The sequence below is a fragment of the Campylobacter sp. BCW_4338 genome, assembly GCF_001763255.1.
In the GTDB taxonomy this organism is placed as follows: Bacteria; Campylobacterota; Campylobacteria; order Campylobacterales; family Campylobacteraceae; genus Campylobacter_D; species Campylobacter_D jejuni.
Window position 1 is genome coordinate 1 of record NZ_MJYJ01000024.1, and the last position, 17,893, is coordinate 17,893.

Sequence of the window (17,893 nt, forward strand, 5' to 3'; positions counted from 1 at the left end):
TTTAAGATTAAAATTTATACTTAAGTCCTACTTGACCACTTAAGTAAGTTTCATTTTTATTATCTACTTTACCTGCTAGTATTTGTTTAGCACCAAAGCCAAGATTCATACTGAGTTGATTTGTAAAATCTACATTACCCCCTACGATAATTTGTCCGTATGTTTTTTTCTTGTTGTTAGCTTCTACACTAGTAAAGAAAGCATTATTTATAGCTAAATTAGCTGTGTAATCATCACCATTATTGATAACAAATTGTTCTATTTTTGGAGTTACAAAAATATAAGAGTTTTCATTCATATATTTTCTAAATTCAGCACCCACTTCAACACTTACAGAATTGTTTTTCATAGAATCAATATCTTTAGCAATAGCACCATTTTCTGTATGAGATGGAGTATAACTAAAATAATAATTTATCCCTGCAAAAGGTTTAATAAATAAAGTATTATCACTAAAGTCAAACACACGACCTACATTAGCACTAAATCCTAAGAATTTGCTTGTATAATCTGAGTTATATGCACCATCTGTTTGAATATTGTCTTGTTTAGTTGGAGAAACTTGAGCATAAGCTTTAAGATTAAGTTCCCATTGTGGAGCTATATTGATAGTAGAATACATACCTAATTGGAAGTTATCGCTTTTTTGTTCTAAATTATTGTCTTTGATTTTAGCATTTGCATAAGTAAAATAAGCACCCCATAAAATATTATCATTAGCTTGTTTATCTACCCCTACGGTAGCACCATACATTGCACCACTATCTCCATCGATAATGTTAGCATCACCAAAAGCATTAGCCCAAATACTATTGGTATATTCATTTACATAGCTTGGTCTCATATCACTATCTAAAGCAGCAAATTTAAGGCCATTCATTTTAGAAGCATAAGTTCCAAAAGGATTGTTTAGCATTGCTACACGAGAACCTATAGAAACATCATTAGAAATATTCATAGTGGTATTTACTGCACTAGAAGCTGAATTGAGATTAGATACAGATTTACCTGTATTGTCTGTGTCTTTTTTGATTTGTAGGGCTAGTTTTACACCTTCTCTACTTGCTAAATCTGCTCCTATACTTCCTAATTGTTCTGTGATAGAACGAAGTGCTAGGATAGAAGCTTTATCATTAGCACTAAGATTTAAATTTAAGTTTTTATTTACTAAATCAACGTATTTTTCATCATCGATTTTACCGCCGTTTTGCATAGCTTCTTGTTGAAGTTTTTTAAGCTCTTCTTTTTGTTTTTCAAGGGCTTCTTTAACTTTTGTCCATTCTTCTTCTTGACTAGGATCAAATTCATTTTTAAGCAATTTATCTATAGCATCTATATCTACTGTGATTTGATTAGTTAAATTTTTAGCCGCTGCAGTAGCACCTCCATTGATCACTAAGCATTTATTGCCACCGCAGTTTTGAACGTTAAGTTTATAATCTACTAAGCCTTTTATTCCATCGCCATATTTCTCTTCATCGCTAATATCTATAACAGCTCCTGTTTCTAATTCATCTTTGCCATGAAGATCAGTTGAAACATAATCATTTAAAATTTTACAAGTAATGCACCTGCATTGTTCTTTGCTTTTAAGATATCTTCATTGAAATTTTAGCTTGACCATCACTACATTATTTGCTTCTAAGTCTGTATAAGAGCGTTTGATAAGTCCAAAATTTGAATTTGTAAGATTTGCAGTTCCATTTACCTTAACAAAATTTCCATAAGTAGCAAAAAGAGTTTCATTAGCGGTAAAATTTCCATTTATAGTTAAGCTATCATTAGCACTTTTTCCTTCTGTTCCATTATAAAGAATTATACCTGAGCTTTTTTTCATCCTCGGTAATGGCTTCACCTCCTAAGCTAGTCATAGTTAAATCTCCATTAATCACCGAAGGTGCAAAAGCTTGTAAAATTATATCTGTTGTTTTAACCTCTTTAGCAGTAGCATTTAAATTTGTTACATAAGCAGGATGGTCGCCATTATTGTGTTTAAAGCTTAAAGTATTGTTTTTACCGATATCAATGTTCAATCGATAATCAGCACTATCAGAGCCATCGCTTGGTAAATCTCCAATGCCCATTTTAATACTTAAATCTTGCCCTTTGTAATTATCAGGATTTTTGAGATTGATATCCTTACCATTTTCTTCAAAATAATTTCCTATATCTGAAGACTCTGTAAGATTGATTTCTTGTGCAAAAGCACCTGAATAAAGCAAAGTTGCTGCACCTAAGCTTAGCAATATCTTGCTCGAAGCATTTTTCTTCATAAGTTTCTCCTTCAATAAATTTAAACTGAAGGAAAAATTATACCCCCCCCCTTTTTTTTTTAAATAAGCTTAAAAATAAAACTATAAATTTTTAATGAAAAATTATAAAACTTAATATATCAAAGTTTTAAGGGTAATAAATCGATCTTAACTTCATATAAAAAATTCTAAAAATTTGAAATAAACTTATGATTTACTTAAAATTAGCATGATGGTGGAAGCGAGGGGAATCGAACCCCTGTCCAAAAATAATCCCACAAAGACCTCTACATGCTTAGCAAAGATGACTACTTCACCCTACTTCGCTCATCTTCCAAAACTCAAAAGCAAGGCTAAGACTTTATTTCACCTCAACGCTTGTCAAACGCAAGGCTACACTATCAAAAATGACCGAAAATTAAGCTAGATAGTATGACTTAAATTTCAGGCTCGACTGAACTTACGCAGCTTTAGCGTAAGCAGGAGCGAATTTAACGTTGTTTGCGTTTAATTTTATTTGGGCTTTTTACGCTTTGCCCAAAGCGACATGCCATCTAAGCAGACTTACTCCTGTCGAAGCCAAGTCGCTCCCTTATTTAGAAATAATATTTGGAACATTAACAATTAAAGGATTAAAAACCGCTAAAACAGAATCATCATTTTCATATGAACGACAATATTTTTCAAACTGATCACTCATCAAAAGCATCCAATCCGTAAATTCATCACTAGCAGGCCCGTTAAAGCGATTTGCTTGTGCCATCATCTCTTCGCAAAATACGCAAAAATCAGTCACTTCTTCAAGATTTAAGCGTCTTGCTGCCCAAGCGGTATTGTGTGCTAAAGTTTCAAGCTCTTTTATAGCTTCTTTATAACGCACACTATCGCTTCCAAGCTTGATGATTAAAGGTTCAAACCTATCGCACATGGTTCTAAAAAATTGTAAAAATTTTTCTATATCGTCAATTTCATAATCTAATTCTAATTTTGTTAAAATTCCCATTTTTAAACCATAATCATTAAAGTTTAATGTAAATTCTAGCAAATTTTAGCTAAAATCTTATTTTAATTTTTCCAAAATATAAGCAAAGATATGGATAGAATAGTAGAAATAGAAAAATACTCCTTTGATGAAACTTACGAAACTTCGTTGCGTCCTTCAAATTTTGATGGTTATATAGGTCAAGAAAGCATTAAAAAAAATTTAAATGTCTTTATAGCTGCAGCTAAAAAACGCAATGAATGTTTAGATCATATACTTTTTAGTGGTCCTGCAGGACTTGGAAAAACAACACTAGCTAATATCATCTCCTATGAAATGAGTGCAAATATCAAAACAACCGCCGCTCCTATGATAGAAAAAAGCGGGGATTTAGCCGCTATTTTAACCAATCTTAGCGAAGGAGATATACTTTTTATCGATGAAATTCATCGCTTAAGCCCTGCTATCGAAGAAGTGCTTTACCCTGCAATGGAGGATTACCGCCTTGATATTATCATAGGTAGTGGTCCTGCGGCTCAAACCATAAAAATCGATTTGCCAAAATTTACTCTTATAGGAGCTACAACTCGTGCAGGTATGCTTAGCAATCCTTTGCGAGATCGTTTTGGTATGCAATTTAGATTAGAATTTTACAAAGATAGCGAACTTGCTCTCATCTTGCAAAAAGCAGCTTTAAAACTTAATAAAACTTGCGAAGAAAAAGCCGCACTTGAGATCGCTAAAAGAAGTCGTTCAACCCCTAGAATAGCTCTAAGGCTTTTAAAAAGAGTTAGAGATTTTGCCGATGTTAATGATGAAGAGATTATCACAGAAAAAAGGGCTAATGAGGCCTTAAATTCTTTAGGAGTTAATGAGCTTGGTTTTGATGCGATGGATTTAAGATATCTTGAACTTTTAACCGCTGCTAAGCAAAAACCTATCGGACTTGCAAGCATTGCTGCGGCTTTAAGCGAAGATGAAAATACCATAGAAGATGTAATCGAGCCTTATTTGCTTGCTAATGGCTATATAGAACGCACTGCAAAAGGGCGTATAGCTAGCACAAAAAGCTATAGTGCTTTAAAATTAAACTATGAAAAAACTTTATTTGAGGAGTAAATTTTGCAAAATGGAAAAATCTTTCTTATAAGCTTTATTTTAGTTATTTTATTTCTTTTGCTTTATCTTTTTAAAGGTTTTTTACTTGTGATTATCATAGCTAGTTTAATGGCGGTAGCTACCTCAAATATCAATGCGAAATTTTTAAATCTTACTAAAGGACATAAATTTTTAGCTTCCATTCTTACAACAGCTTGCATGGTTTTGCTTTTCTTTGCACCTTTTGTCTATGCCATGATAGAACTTGCCAAAGCTTTAAAGAATTTTGATATCAATTTAGTCACACAAACACTTGATTATGTCAAAAACTATCAATTTACCTTGCCCGAAAGCTTTAATTTTTTAGAACCTAAAATCAAAGAATTTTTAGCTTCTATAGATTTAAATAGCATTTCTAAACAAATTCTAAGTTATGCTTCAAGTTTTACAAAATCAGGAGCTAAATTTCTTATAGATATGGTTTTAATTTGTGTGTTTTATTTCTTTGCAAATCTATATGGAACAGAACTTGTTATCTATCTTAAATCCATCATTCCTATTGATAAAAAAGAACTCGATGATGTTTTAAGCGAAGTGGGTAATGTTATGGCTGTTGTGCTTTACTCTATGGTGATTGTAGCGATATTTCAAGGTGCACTTTTTGGTTTAATCACAATGTTTTATGGTTATGATGGAATTTTAATGGGAGTAATTTTTGCTGTAAGTTCTCTCATACCTGCTATAGGAGGAGCTTTAATTTATGTGCCTGTAAGTCTTTATGAATTTGCCTCAAACAATCTTAACTCAGCTCTTGTTATTTTTATTTATTCTGTAATTGTAATTTCTTTTATAGCAGATACTTTAATAAAACCTTTAATCATCAAATGGATCAACAAAAAACTTGTAAAAACCCCAACCAAAATCAACGAACTTTTAATTTTCTTGGCTATGATAGCAGGAATTTCTACCTTTGGTTTTTGGGGTATTATACTAGGTCCTGCAATTTTAACCTTTTTTGTATCAACTTTAAGAATGTATGTGATTTTAAAAGATAAGAATTTAATTTAACTTGCCTTAAAAAGACAAGTTTTATGTTCTAGGCTTTTGGGCCTATCATTTTAGTAGGATCAACAAATTTATTGAAATCTTCTTCGCTAACCAAACCAAGCTCCATTGCACTTTCTTTTAAAGAAATACCTTTTTTATGGGCATTTTTGGCTACTTTAGCAGCATTTTCATAACCTATGTGTGGATTTAGAGCGGTAACTAGCATTAAAGAATTATGAAGATTATGATCGATTTTTGCACGATTTGGTTCTATACCTACAGCACAATGGATGTTGAATGAATGCATAGAATCAGCCAACAAATCAAGACTTTGCAAGAAATTATAAATAATCACAGGCTTAAACACATTAAGTTCAAAATTTCCTTGACTTGCTGCAAATCCGATAGCTGCATCATTTCCCATCACTTGTACAGCAACCATAGTAACAGCTTCGCACTGGGTAGGATTTACCTTACCTGGCATAATCGAACTTCCTGGCTCATTTTCAGGGATGATAAGCTCGCCAAGACCGCATCTTGGACCTGAAGCTAGCCATCTAATATCATTTGCAATTTTCATTAAATTTGCAGCCAAACCTTTCATAGCTCCATGAGTGAAATTGATCGCATCGTGACTTGTTAAAGCATGAAATTTGTTTGGACTTGAAACAAATTTCGTACCTATAAGTTGAGTTAGCTCTTCACTTACTTTTTGGCTTAATTCTGGATGTGCATTAAGCCCTGTTCCTACTGCGGTTCCTCCTATGGCAAGTTCTCTTAAAGTTGGCAAAGAAGCGATGATTTGCTCTTTTGAATGCAAAAGCATAGAAAGATATCCACTAAATTCTTGTGCTAGAGTAAGTGGGGTAGCATCTTGCAAATGCGTGCGTCCTATCTTGATAATACCATCAAATTCTTTTACTTTTTTTTCAAAAGTTGCAATAAGCTCATCAAGCGCAGGGATAAGCTTTTTCTCTACTTGCTCAACTGCAACTATACTCATAGCTGTTGGAAAAGTATCATTTGAACTTTGACTCATATTAACATGATCATTTGGATGTACAAGCTTTTCTTTGCGAAAATCCCCGCCCATGATTTCAGTGGCACGATTTGCAATAACTTCATTCATATTCATATTGCTTTGCGTGCCTGAACCTGTTTGCCAAATCGCAAGTGGAAAATTATCATCAAATTTACCTGAGATAATCTCATCGCAAGCTTGAACTATAGCATTTTTCTTAGCATCATCAAGTTTTCCAAGTTTGTTATTGACTAAAGCTAAAGATTTTTTAAGATTTGCAAAAGCATAGATTAAAACCTTTGGCATTTTCTCACAACCGATTTTAAAATTTTCAAAACTTCTTTCAGTTTGCGCTCCCCAATATTTGTCATTTGGGACCTTAACTTCACCCATGGTATCATGTTCAACTCTGTATTCCATAATTTTTTTCCTTTGATTAAAATTTTATTTATTATAAGCTAAAAAAATAAATACTTTCAAAAACGTTTTCCTATTGAACTCATTAAATGCAATTCATAGGCATTATGAGAAAATCTATTCATTAACATAAACTGCCAAAATACATTGTTTTTATATAAAAATTCTGAATTAAAACCTTGACTTAAAATATTATCTTTTAATTTATATTTTTGAATAAAAGCAATAGGAAAATCAACAAAACTAGCCTTATTTTCTAAAGTTCTTCCATAAATTCTTTTTTCAAAAATTACAAAACTAGAAAAAGAAGCTTGATAATCATCTTGCTCTATATTTTTAGCAAGATTAAAACCTAAATTTGCATTTATGCTATGATGTTTTAAACTTTCGTAATTTTTAGCAAAAGGACTTTTATTTTCTTTAAAATCTTCTTGATAAAAAAAACTATGTGTAAAATACATTAAAGGATTAAAAATAAAATCTTGACCTAAAATAATATCTTTAGTTACACCAAGCTGGGCTGAAGTTTGCAATGTTTTATACTTGCCTTCAATTGGCTGTTCTACTACAAAACGATTAAGAGTATTAAATCCTACACCTATACCTAATCCACTTAATATTTTTATAAAATCTAAATCATGGTTATAATTAAACAATAAGTCCATATTATAACTCTTCAAATCACTACCATTATTAAAATTAAATCTAGCGCTAGAAAGAGATAAAGCATAAGCTAAAAAGCCTGATGAGAAATTTTCTCCTAAAGAGATATTAGCACCTGTTTTTTGACCTGAAAAATCTTTATCTTTATAGTATTTATAGCTTGGAGTAAGGTGCCAAAAATATTCTTCATTACTAAAAATTCTAGGTAAATAAGCACTAGCAAGTAACATATTATTGTTTTGTGCAAAATTATTAATATTAAGAGGATGAAGAGTAAACAATATGTTATTTTGTATCAAATTAGATTGATTATGATTACTAAAAGTGCTTAAATACTCTGAACCTTCTATTCTATTTAATTTAGTCTTTACATCTATTCCATTATCTAAAGAAGCAAAAAATTCCTGATAAGTCCGACTCAAGTCTGCTCTAGATCGCAATTGTCTTAAAGCATTTCCCAAGCTTGTATTAGGAATTTCATAAGCATTGGGTTTTAAATTAGGTTTTATTAAGGTTTTATTAATACTCACTAAATCATCACTTAAAACAAAGTCAAAATTTAAAGCATAAGTATTTTGCACCAAAACATGATTAAAAGATGATAAACTTTTTTCCAAATCTCCTAAATTAATTTTCACTGGCTTATTTAAGATATAGTATTTAGGTAAAGGAATATATTCTAAATTCCCGCTCTTAATATCATAAGTTTTTGCAATCAGTTTAGAATTTTTATAATTACCAAAATCAAGTTGTAATTTAGAGTCAACTCCTTCTTGAGTATAAGTTCCTTGCACGGTTAAATCACTCAAATCTTCATTTCCAGGTCTAACTATGCCTTTATTGTTTAAATTTTGCCCTACAATACCATTACCGCTTAGCATTGCTTCTTGTTCTACATAAGCATTATTTTTAACTTTTCCTTTGAGCTTTAATTCTCCTTGTTTGATTAAAGTTGCACCCTCATAAGTATTTTGACCACTGATAATCAAAATACCTTCACCTTCTTTAGATAATCCTATGTTAAGATTAGCTAAATGTGTAGGTTTATTAATAGCGCTTGATAAATGAGTACTTTCATCCCATTTTCTTTGACTAATATCATTAGAAAATTCAGCATCATAACCTGCAGTATTTATAGTATAATAAGCTGTATTAGGTTCTTGATCATATTTTAATACATCCTGATCGCTTAGTCTGTTTGCATCTAAAATACTCAGTCCTTTTAACGCCTTTTGTGCATCTAAAATTCCTTGTCCAAATAATTCTTCTTTTTCAACCCTAACTACTCCATTAATAGAACTAATAGTGGAAGTATTAAGTTTTTGCGACTGCGCACTATCTCTATTATCCCAAATATAATCACTATAATCAATCCATTGTCCATTAACTTGAACTTGCATTCCATTGTAAAGCTGTTTTAAATCCCGTTTTATTTCATCTTCTATCTTAGGTGGATCTTGCGAAATATACACAATAAGAAATTTAGGTTGATTTGTTCCATCGGTTACTTGTTTAACAGTAAATTTTGGAGCCTTATAATTTTTATTTGCTGTACTTAACAGTATATCAGCAATTTGCTTACCATCCAAAAAGGGGAAATTTTGCTTGACCAGTGCCGCTGTTCCACTCACCATAGGTGCTGCCATAGAAGTTCCACTTTTTTTTGTAAAGTTATCATTAGTGCTTGAATCAACATTATTAATATTTACTCCAGCAGCAACTAAAGAAAAATTCGTAGCTCCCTTAAAACCATTACTAAAATCGGCCAAACCTTGACTTTTAATTGTTAAAGTCCCATCTGATTCTAAAGTAATCTCATTTGCATCCAAAGCTCCAACAGCCAACCAAGCTCTTAAAGATTCATCATAACTTGGTAAAATCGCATGCAAAGCAGGGCTAAGAATTCCTTCATTACCAGCAGCAAATACATTTAATACTCCCTTATCCTTGCTAAGCCTCATCATATCATTAGCAACTTTATCTGCTTTCATAACATACTCCAAAGGAGTATTACAGATATTATAGCTTTTCCCTTGATTAGTTTGAGTACAATCTACTAATCCAGAATTTGAAGCCCTAAGATTAAAATAAGGATAAAATTTAATACCCCAGCTATTATTAATAATACTCACATTTTTGAAAAAATTATAAATATTAGGATTTTGAGTGTAAGAGCCATTTGGAAACACCCCAGCTCCATAAAATTTTGCCCCATAAGCCACTCCATAAGGTTTACTATCGTCTATCTTTGCTCCAACAGCTATACCTGCTACATGACTTCCGTGTGTTGATTTTTGCAAATCAGGTATAAGCTGTTTCCCAGCTGTATCAGTAGGATAAGTAGACTTTAAAATCTTATCCTTTAAACTAATATGATCTTGATTAAAAGCATCATCGGCTACACCTATTATAATAGTATCTCCACTATACCCTAGCTTATGTACTTTATCAATATGATGAAGTTCAAATTCACTTAAAGCAAAAAGTTTACAAACGAAAGTTAAACAAAAAAATTTTTTCATTTCTATTCTACCGTTACGCTTTTAGCCAAATTTCTTGGCATATCCACATCATTACCAAGTCTTATAGAAATTTCCATTGCTAAAAGTTGAGTAATTATCATCATTTCAAAAAATTCACACATATAGTGATCTTGCTCATTGGTTTTTATAAAATCATCACTCAAATCAAATTCTAAAGGCGAAATGCTAAGCACTGTAGAATCCCTAGCTATAAGCTCTTCAACATTTGATTTTGTTTTTTCATAAAGCATATGCTTTGGCATTAAAGCTATAGTATAAAGTTTAGAATCAGCCAGAGCAATAGGGCCATGTTTCATCTCTCCTGCAGGATAACCCTCAGCGTGAAGATAAGATAATTCTTTAAGTTTTAAAGCTCCTTCTAAGGCCAAAGGATAAAACACATCTCTACCTATAAAGAAAAAGCCATGTCCATCTAAATAACGCTTGGATAAACGATGAATTTTTTCATGTAAAGCCTGTTTTACACTCACACAATTTGGAGTATGTAAAAGCGCTTTAATTTCAGCAGAAACATTTAAATTTCTTTTTTGCGCCATAAAAATAGCAAGCATCCAAAGTGTTAAAACCTGAGTGGCAAAAGCTTTAGTTGAAGCAACTCCTTTTTCTATGCCCGCACGAGTTAAAAGACTTAGGTGTGCTAAACGTACTATATTAGAATTATCCACATTACAAATTGCAAAAGTCTTAGCGCCCTGCTCTTTTGCAATCTTTAAAGCCTCTAAAGTGTCTGCTGTTTCTCCACTTTGAGAAATAACGATAAATAAAGAATCTTTTTTTATAATTGCTTCACGGTATCGAAATTCACTTGCAATTTCTACTTTAGCTTTAACTTTAGCAATTCTTTCAAACAAATAAGCACTTGCCATTGCAGCATGATAGCTTGTTCCACAAGCACAAAGCGTGATTTCATCTACTTGACTTAAATCTTCATTGTTTAGCTCATCAAAAACGACTTCATCGCCTTGAATACGTCCCATTAACACTTCACTCATCACGCGACTTTGTTCATAAATTTCTTTTTCCATAAAAAAACGAAAGCCGTCTTTTTTTGCATAAGCCTTATCGCCTGAAAGCTTAGAAAAACAAAGTGATTTTAAAACATCATTTTCATAAACGACAAGCTCATCTTTACTCGCGTATCCCAAGCTTAAATCTTCAAGATACATTACCTCATCACAACTTCCTATCAAAGGTGCATCACCTGAAGAAAAATACCATTCTTTATTTGCATTTTTACCGATAATCAAAGGAGCAGCATTTTTTGCAAAATACACATGATTGGGATCTTTTTTTGTTACTAACAAAGTAGCAAAAGCACCGCGAAGTTCTTTGATGGTTTTTTGCCAAGCTTCAAAAACTCCCAAATTTCTTGCATAAAATTCAAAAAGCTGGACAATAACTTCAGTATCTGTTTGACTTAAAAAACTCACGCCTTCTTTTTCAAGTTTATCTTTGATTTCTTTATAATTTTCTATAATACCATTGTGAATCACACAAGAATACTGTCCTAAATGAGGATGTGCGTTGATTTCAGTAGGCTTACCATGAGTTGCCCATCTTGTATGACCTATAGCAAAACCATAACCTTGACTTTCAAAATCCGTACATTTATTCGCCAAATTTTCAAGTTTTCCTACAGCTTTAAAAAAACTAAGTTCTCCTTCTTGCATCACTGCCATACCCGCACTATCATAGCCACGATATTCTAATTCTTTAAGTCCATTTAGTATAATTTGTTTTTTTTCATTATTTCCTATATAGCCTACGATTCCACACATTTTTTTACTCACTTATTAATAAATTAACTAACTTTTGCTCGCTATGTTCTAATTTTTCATTCTTTTGAAAAATAAAAATATTACGCGTCCTTTGTCTTATGGTTTGAATTTTTGCTGCACATAAAACAAGTTCAAGTTCATTAAAAACATTCATCAAATACGCCATTAAACCCTGCTGATCTTTAGTATTAAGACCTAATTTGGCATACATTTTAGAATAATTTAAGTCTAATTTTAACTCATCTTTTTTAATGATTGGCTTTTTAATTTTTTTCAAATTAAAACCAGAAAGATTTGAATTTAAAAGCTCGCAAAGTTTTAGTTTTTGTTCATCACTGATAATATTATCATATTCAAATCTTAAATAAATTTTATCATCAAAAAGTTCAAAAAAATTCATGAAAATAAGATTTAAATTTGTTAAAGAACTTAAAATAATGGCAATATTAAAATGAAGTGGTGCAACAATTTGCAAACTAAGATTTGTTTCATTGCTAAACCAAAATTTAAAATCATTTTCTTTGGCTAATTTAGAAATCATAACAATATCTTCAAAAGTATTTTTTATAATAAAAAGATTTGATTTGATATGTATGATTTTATCTTGCAAAATTTCATCTTGCTCTAAAAAAATCTTACTTCTTTTAAGTGTTAATTCTTTTTTTACTCTTCTTGCGCTTTCTTCAAGTAGATTTTCATCTTCAAAACCTTGTTTTGCATTTTCTAAAAGTTTATCAAGAACTCTAAAATAAAAAGCATTGTAATTTAAAGCCTTAGCCTTTAGCCAAGTTAAAGTGTATAAAAGCTCTAAATTTTCTAAATTTTCTAATTTAGAAACCAAACTACTTACAACAATAGGATTATATATATCTTCTTTTTCTACAAGATCTTTTAAGGCATTATTGTTTTTAAATATTTTAAGACCCCATTCTAAAATTTCATTCTTTAAATCAAATTTGGAGCAATACGCTCTATATATGCCTGCTAAAGAAATTTCATTTTCACTTTCTATAGCGCTTAAAAGTATCACAAGCTTTAAAATCATTTTTTCATCGGTTTTAAGTTTTTGGAGTATCTCAAGCTCATCTTCGTATTTTTCAAATTCACTTAACATAAGAAAAACTTGCTCATCAAAACTATAATTTCCTTCTTCATCACTTAAAAAACGAACTGTCCAAAAAGGCTTGCATAAATCTTTTAAAATTCCACTATCAAGCAAAAGCTTTAAAACACAAAAACTATGCCTTTTATAAAAAATTTTCTCAAAAAGCATTAAAGCTTTTTCTATATCTTTTTTACCGTATTTCAATCTTCTTAGGGCAAAAACCAAGTTAAGATCGAAAATAACCTGTTTATCTTCAAGTTTTAATAAGTATTCTAAAACTTCCACAAGAGTTTTAAATTTATATTCTTGTTTAAGAGTATGATTTAATCCATCTTGAATTTGCTTTGCTAAAAAGTGTGTATAAAAACCTATAGTATGCATACTTTGCAAAGCCTTTTGAACCAACAACTCATTTGCTCCAAAATGTTTTTTAGCTTTTTTATACATTAATTCACTCAAGTCATGAACATTAATAAGTAAAAACTCATCCTCATCTTTAGCACTTAATAAATTCATCGCTGATTTTAAAGAAAGTAAAAAGTCTCCAGCTAAACGTAACTCGCTTAAATTTTTTTCATCTATAAAATTTAAAGCATAATTTTTTGGAGAAGTCTTAAAAAGAACAAGCAAACCCTCTAAGGATCTTAAATGATTTAATCCGCCAAAATCTTTTAAGATATTAAATTCTTGCTTTATAAATGGAATATCAAATTCTTTAAAATTTTCTAGCAAAAGCTTGGCAAAATCATTTTTATTTTCTTTTAAAATACTCTCAAATTTTGTCTTAATCCCTTTAAATAAAATCCTAGAACCACATATGAAACGAGTTTGTATTATAGAAGTCTTAAGCTCATTGCTAGCATTATAAAGTCCATTAAATTCTAAGACAACCGAATTAATTTGCAAATGCGCATCATTTAAAATTTCGATAAAAGCCTTAATCATAGGTTTTAAATGAAAAGCCTTAATATCTTTATAAACAAAAATCAAAGAAATACTTTCATTAAAACAAAGACTATTGTTTGCATATGCTTTGCTTGCTAAAACACAAAAAGGGATATTATCACTTGGAGGTGAAAAATCATCAAAATAATCTTTAAGAACTATATCATAAGCTTTTTTTATGAAATTATCCATATTTTTAGAATGATATAAGCTAAACGCCCCTTGCTTAAGAAAAAATTTTCTACAACTTTGGGTATAGGAACTAAGATTTTTTTTAAAAATTTCTAATTCTTTATTTAACAAAATTTCCACTCTCTTTAAATTTTAATATTTTAATAATAATCTTAACAAAAATATCTTTTATTTTGGCTTTTTCTATAAACTCTTTTTCAGTAAGCAAAAATTATAATGCTTTATTTAAAAACAGCAAAAGAGTAAAATTAAAATGAAAAATTTAATTACCAAACTAGAAAATGAAGAAAGATTAAACCAAGAAGAAGCCAATGCACTTTGGGATTTAGATCTTTTTACCCTAGGCAAATACGCTCACAAAAAACGCACTAAACTTCATGGAAAAAAAGTCTATTTTAATATCAATCGTCATATCAATCCAACTAATATCTGTGCAGATACCTGTAAATTTTGTGCCTTTTCAGCACACCGAAAAAATCCTAATCCTTATTTGATAACTCATGAAGAAATCATGAAAATTGTTGATGAAACCGTAAAACGAGAAACCAAAGAAGTGCATATCGTTTCAGCTCACAACAAAGATACAACTTGGCAATGGTACTTAGGAATTTTTAAAATGATAAAAGAAAAATATCCCAATCTTCATGTGAAAGCTATGACTGCTGCCGAGATTGATTTTTTACATCGTCGTTTTAAAATGAGCTATGAAGAAGTGATAGAAAAAATGCTTGAATACGGCGTTGATTCCATGCCAGGCGGTGGAGCTGAAATTTTTGATGAAGAAGTGCGTAAGAAAATTTGTCATGGAAAAGTTAGCAGTGAAAATTGGCTTAAAATTCATAAACTTTGGCATGAAAAAGGCAAACAAAGTAATGCTACCATGCTTTTTGGGCATATAGAAGAAAGACATCACAGGATCGATCATATGTTAAGACTGCGTGATCTTCAAGATCAAACCGGTGGATTTAATGCTTTTATCCCTCTAGTTTGGCAAAGGGATAATAGCTTTATACAAACTGATAAAATCATGGATAGTGAAGAAATTTTAAAAACCATTGCCATTGCTCGTTTAGTGCTTGATAATATTAAAAATATCAAAGCTTACTGGGCAACAATGACTTTAAATTTAGCCATGGTAGCACAAGAATTTGGAGCTAATGATTTAGACGGCACCATAGAAAAAGAAAGCATACAAAGTGCAGGTGGTGCAAAATCTGCTAAAGGCACAAGTTTAAAAACTTTTATCGATATGATAAAAACTTCAAATCTTATTCCTGTAGAACGCGATAGTTTATATAACGAGCTAAAAACCTACTAAGGAGAAAAAATGGACTTTTTTAAACTCAAAGAAAACAATACGAGTTTTAAAACTGAAGTTATAGCAGGGCTTACTACTTTTTTGGCTATGGTTTACATTATCCCCGTAAATTCTAGCATAGTAGGAAATACAGGAATGCCCATAGAAGCTTTAATCACCGCAACAGCTTTAATCACCATAGTTGCAAGTGCTTTTAATGCTTTTTTTGCCAATACTCCTGTAGCTATGAGTGTTGGAATGGGTTTAAATGCTTATTTTACCTTTGCAGTTTGTTTAGGTCAAAACATAGCTTGGCAAAGTGCCTTAGGAGCTGTTTTTATTTCAAGTATTATTTTTCTCATACTTTCCTTTACGCATTTTCGCCTTTGGGTAATCCGCAATATCCCAAAAGATTTACGTCTTGCAATTTGTGCCGGTATAGGTTGTTTTATTGCATTTTTAGGCTTAAGTCAAATGGGTGTGATAATGCATAATAAAGATACTTTAGTCAGCATAGGAAATTTCAAAATCCCCCATGTGTTTTTTGGAATTTTTACTCTAGCTTTAATCATCTTTTTTTGGGCTATAAAACTTCGCGGAGCTTTTATTTTGGGGGTATTAGCAAGCTCTATTATCGCTTGGATTTTTCATTTAGATAATGCAAGTTTTCCTGTGCAAATCTTTTCTTTGCCAAATTTTAGCATGGAAAATGGTTTAGGAGCCATCTTTTTACAACTTGATATCAAAAGTGCCTTAAATATTACTATGATACCTATAATTCTTACTTTTTTTATCACTCAACTTTTTGATAGTATAGGAACTATCACAGGTGTGGGTGAAAGAGGAAAGATTTTTAATGATCCCAAAAATGGAGAAAAAAAACTAAGCAAAACCTTAATGGCAGATGCAACAGGATCAGCCTTAGGAGCTATAACAGGAACTTCTACAGTTACTGCTTTTGTAGAAAGTACTACAGGGGTTGAAAGTGGAGGAAGAACGGGGCTTACAGCTTTAGTTGTGGCTATTTGTTTTGCTTTTACACTTTTTTTACTGCCACTTTTTAAAGCCATTCCTGCAAACGCAATATACCCCGTACTTGTAATGGTTGGAATTTTAATGTTTATGGAAGTTAAAAATATAGATTTTAAAGATAGTGCTATAGCCGTAGCAAGCTTTTTTACTATTATCATGATGCCTTTTACTTACTCCATCACCACAGGTTTTGCTTTTGGTTTTCTTTCTTATTTACTTGTAAGAATTTTTAAACGCGAATGGGATAAAATCAACCTTGGCATTATAGTTTTAAGTTTATTATCTTTGGGTAATTTTCTACTTATAGCACTACAATAAATAAGGATATATAATGATATTTTACTCCTATGAAGAATTTAAAGAAGATGTAAAAATTCTTGCTAAAGAAATTAAAAAAGATTTTAATCCTGATGCACTTTTAGCTATAGCAAGAGGAGGGATGAGTTTAGGACACTCTTTAGCAGTGGCTTTAAAAACGCGTCAGCTTTTTGCTTTAAACTCAATTCATTACGATAATACAAAAAAACTTGATACTATTGAAATTTTTAATATTCCTGATTTAAGCAAGCACAAAAAAATTCTACTCATTGATGATATAGTAGATAGTGGAGAAAGTTTAGCAGAAATAAAAAAAGTTTTGCTTGAAAAATTTCCTCATATAGAACTTAAAATTGCAACCATTTTTTATAAAAAAACTGCTCTTTTAGAGCCTGATTTTAAAGTAAAAGAAGCTACTGAATGGGTGGATTTTTACTGGGATATAAATCTTGATTAAAAATTTGCTATAATTTTACTTTTAAAATTTTTAGGAGTTTTTGCTTGAGAATAAAATTTATATCTTTTATTTTAATTTTTTTTACTATTTTTGCTTTTGCTAAAGAACAAAATTTAGATGATTTTGAACAAGAATACCAAAACTATCAAGTAAACGATCCACTTTCAGGATATAACAAAGCTATGACAAGCTTTAATGTGGCTTTGTATGATTATGGTTTGCGTCCCGTTCTTAAGGGCTATAACGCTATCACTCCTGAATTTATAAGATTAGGAGTAAGAAATTTCTTTGATAATTTACTTGCTCCTTTGCGTTTTATAGGCAATGTTTTGCAGTTTAAATTTGAAGAAGCGGGAGAAGAATTTAAAAGATTTACCGCCAATACCATTATGGGCTTTGGTGGACTTATGGATGTGGCATCAAAAATGGGTCTTAAAAAACATCCCGCGGACTTAGGAACCGTTTTGGCTCACTGGGGTGTAGGAAGCGGTTTTCATATTGTCTTACCTATACTCGGCCCTAGTAATCTTAGAGATACTCTTGCTTTACCTGCAACTTGGTATGCAAGTTTTACTGCTTACATTGATCCTACTTGGGCAAGTATAGCTATAAGTGCTTATGGATTTGGTAATGAACTTAGTTTTAGACTTGATGAAATTGATGAAATTTATCACAACACGCCTAATTTATATCCATTCTTGCGTGATGCTTACGAGCAAAGACGCAATGAACTTAGCAAATAAAGG

Annotated in this window: 13 protein-coding genes, 1 other RNA gene and 1 pseudogene; 6 read left to right on the top strand and 9 right to left on the bottom strand. The window is 31.2% G+C overall.

Annotated features, from left to right (window positions below; all coding sequences use genetic code 11):
• Positions 1 to 7: 7 nt before the first annotated feature.
• The 5 genes and pseudogenes from AJN69_RS10495 to AJN69_RS02085 form a co-directional block, all read right to left on the bottom strand.
• Positions 8 to 1,480, bottom strand: a pseudogene (locus tag AJN69_RS10495) (autotransporter outer membrane beta-barrel domain-containing protein); the annotation flags it as partial.
• A 120-nt stretch (positions 1,481 to 1,600) separates the two neighbouring features.
• Positions 1,601 to 1,837, bottom strand: coding sequence for a hypothetical protein (locus AJN69_RS10500; protein ID WP_250578761.1), 237 nt, complete (start codon positions 1,835 to 1,837; stop codon positions 1,601 to 1,603).
• Entirely contained in the window at positions 1,806 to 2,273 is a 468-nt protein-coding gene (locus AJN69_RS10505) for a C4-dicarboxylate ABC transporter (RefSeq protein WP_070274168.1), read from the bottom strand. The genes AJN69_RS10500 and AJN69_RS10505 overlap by 32 nt, the downstream gene beginning before the upstream one ends.
• Before the next feature lie 212 nt (positions 2,274 to 2,485).
• Positions 2,486 to 2,844, bottom strand: a transfer-messenger RNA (tmRNA) gene (ssrA, locus tag AJN69_RS02080).
• A complete protein-coding gene (locus AJN69_RS02085; protein WP_002783915.1) occupies positions 2,845 to 3,255 on the bottom strand; it encodes a hypothetical protein in 411 nt (136 codons plus the stop codon).
• 90 nt (positions 3,256 to 3,345) lie between these two features.
• Here AJN69_RS02085 and ruvB point away from each other — a divergent pair, with 90 nt between their 5' ends.
• Both ruvB and AJN69_RS02095 read left to right on the top strand, forming a co-directional pair.
• Positions 3,346 to 4,353, top strand: coding sequence for a Holliday junction branch migration DNA helicase RuvB (gene ruvB / locus AJN69_RS02090; protein WP_070233719.1), 1,008 nt, complete (start codon positions 3,346 to 3,348; stop codon positions 4,351 to 4,353).
• Between the two features lie 3 nt (positions 4,354 to 4,356).
• The gene (locus AJN69_RS02095) at positions 4,357 to 5,400 is read left to right on the top strand and encodes an AI-2E family transporter (RefSeq protein WP_044780168.1); all 1,044 of its coding nucleotides are present in this window, start codon (positions 4,357 to 4,359) and stop codon (positions 5,398 to 5,400) included.
• A gap of 28 nt (positions 5,401 to 5,428) precedes the next feature.
• Here the strand turns inward: AJN69_RS02095 and fumC are convergent, their stop codons facing one another.
• Genes fumC through AJN69_RS02115 form a run of 4 tightly spaced genes read right to left on the bottom strand, consistent with a single transcriptional unit; the run spans position 5,429 to position 14,154 of the window.
• Entirely contained in the window at positions 5,429 to 6,820 is a 1,392-nt protein-coding gene (gene fumC / locus AJN69_RS02100; protein ID WP_070287668.1) for a class II fumarate hydratase, read from the bottom strand.
• Positions 6,821 to 6,876: 56 nt separating this feature from the next.
• Positions 6,877 to 10,002: a S8 family serine peptidase gene (locus AJN69_RS02105; RefSeq protein WP_070274169.1), complete on the bottom strand. Its 3,126-nt coding sequence runs from the start codon at positions 10,000 to 10,002 to the stop codon at positions 6,877 to 6,879.
• Positions 10,003 to 10,004: 2 nt separating this feature from the next.
• Positions 10,005 to 11,801: a glutamine--fructose-6-phosphate transaminase (isomerizing) gene (gene glmS, locus AJN69_RS02110; RefSeq protein WP_002871078.1), complete on the bottom strand. Its 1,797-nt coding sequence runs from the start codon at positions 11,799 to 11,801 to the stop codon at positions 10,005 to 10,007.
• Positions 11,802 to 11,805: 4 nt separating this feature from the next.
• Positions 11,806 to 14,154, bottom strand: a complete 2,349-nt coding sequence (locus tag AJN69_RS02115; protein ID WP_070287669.1) for a nucleotidyltransferase — start codon at positions 14,152 to 14,154, stop codon at positions 11,806 to 11,808.
• A 142-nt stretch (positions 14,155 to 14,296) separates the two neighbouring features.
• On the opposite strand from AJN69_RS02115, the gene mqnE reads away from it, so the two are divergent.
• The 4 genes from mqnE to AJN69_RS02135 are packed head-to-tail and all read left to right on the top strand — an operon-like array spanning position 14,297 to position 17,890.
• Positions 14,297 to 15,361, top strand: coding sequence for an aminofutalosine synthase MqnE (gene mqnE, locus AJN69_RS02120; protein ID WP_070287670.1), 1,065 nt, complete (start codon positions 14,297 to 14,299; stop codon positions 15,359 to 15,361).
• A 9-nt stretch (positions 15,362 to 15,370) separates the two neighbouring features.
• The gene (locus tag AJN69_RS02125; RefSeq protein WP_070287671.1) at positions 15,371 to 16,690 is read left to right on the top strand and encodes an NCS2 family permease; all 1,320 of its coding nucleotides are present in this window, start codon (positions 15,371 to 15,373) and stop codon (positions 16,688 to 16,690) included.
• Positions 16,691 to 16,703: 13 nt separating this feature from the next.
• A complete protein-coding gene (locus AJN69_RS02130) occupies positions 16,704 to 17,147 on the top strand; it encodes a phosphoribosyltransferase (RefSeq protein ID WP_002853580.1) in 444 nt (147 codons plus the stop codon).
• Positions 17,148 to 17,191: 44 nt separating this feature from the next.
• Positions 17,192 to 17,890, top strand: a complete 699-nt coding sequence (locus AJN69_RS02135) for a VacJ family lipoprotein (protein WP_002882682.1) — start codon at positions 17,192 to 17,194, stop codon at positions 17,888 to 17,890.
• Positions 17,891 to 17,893: the final 3 nt, after the last annotated feature.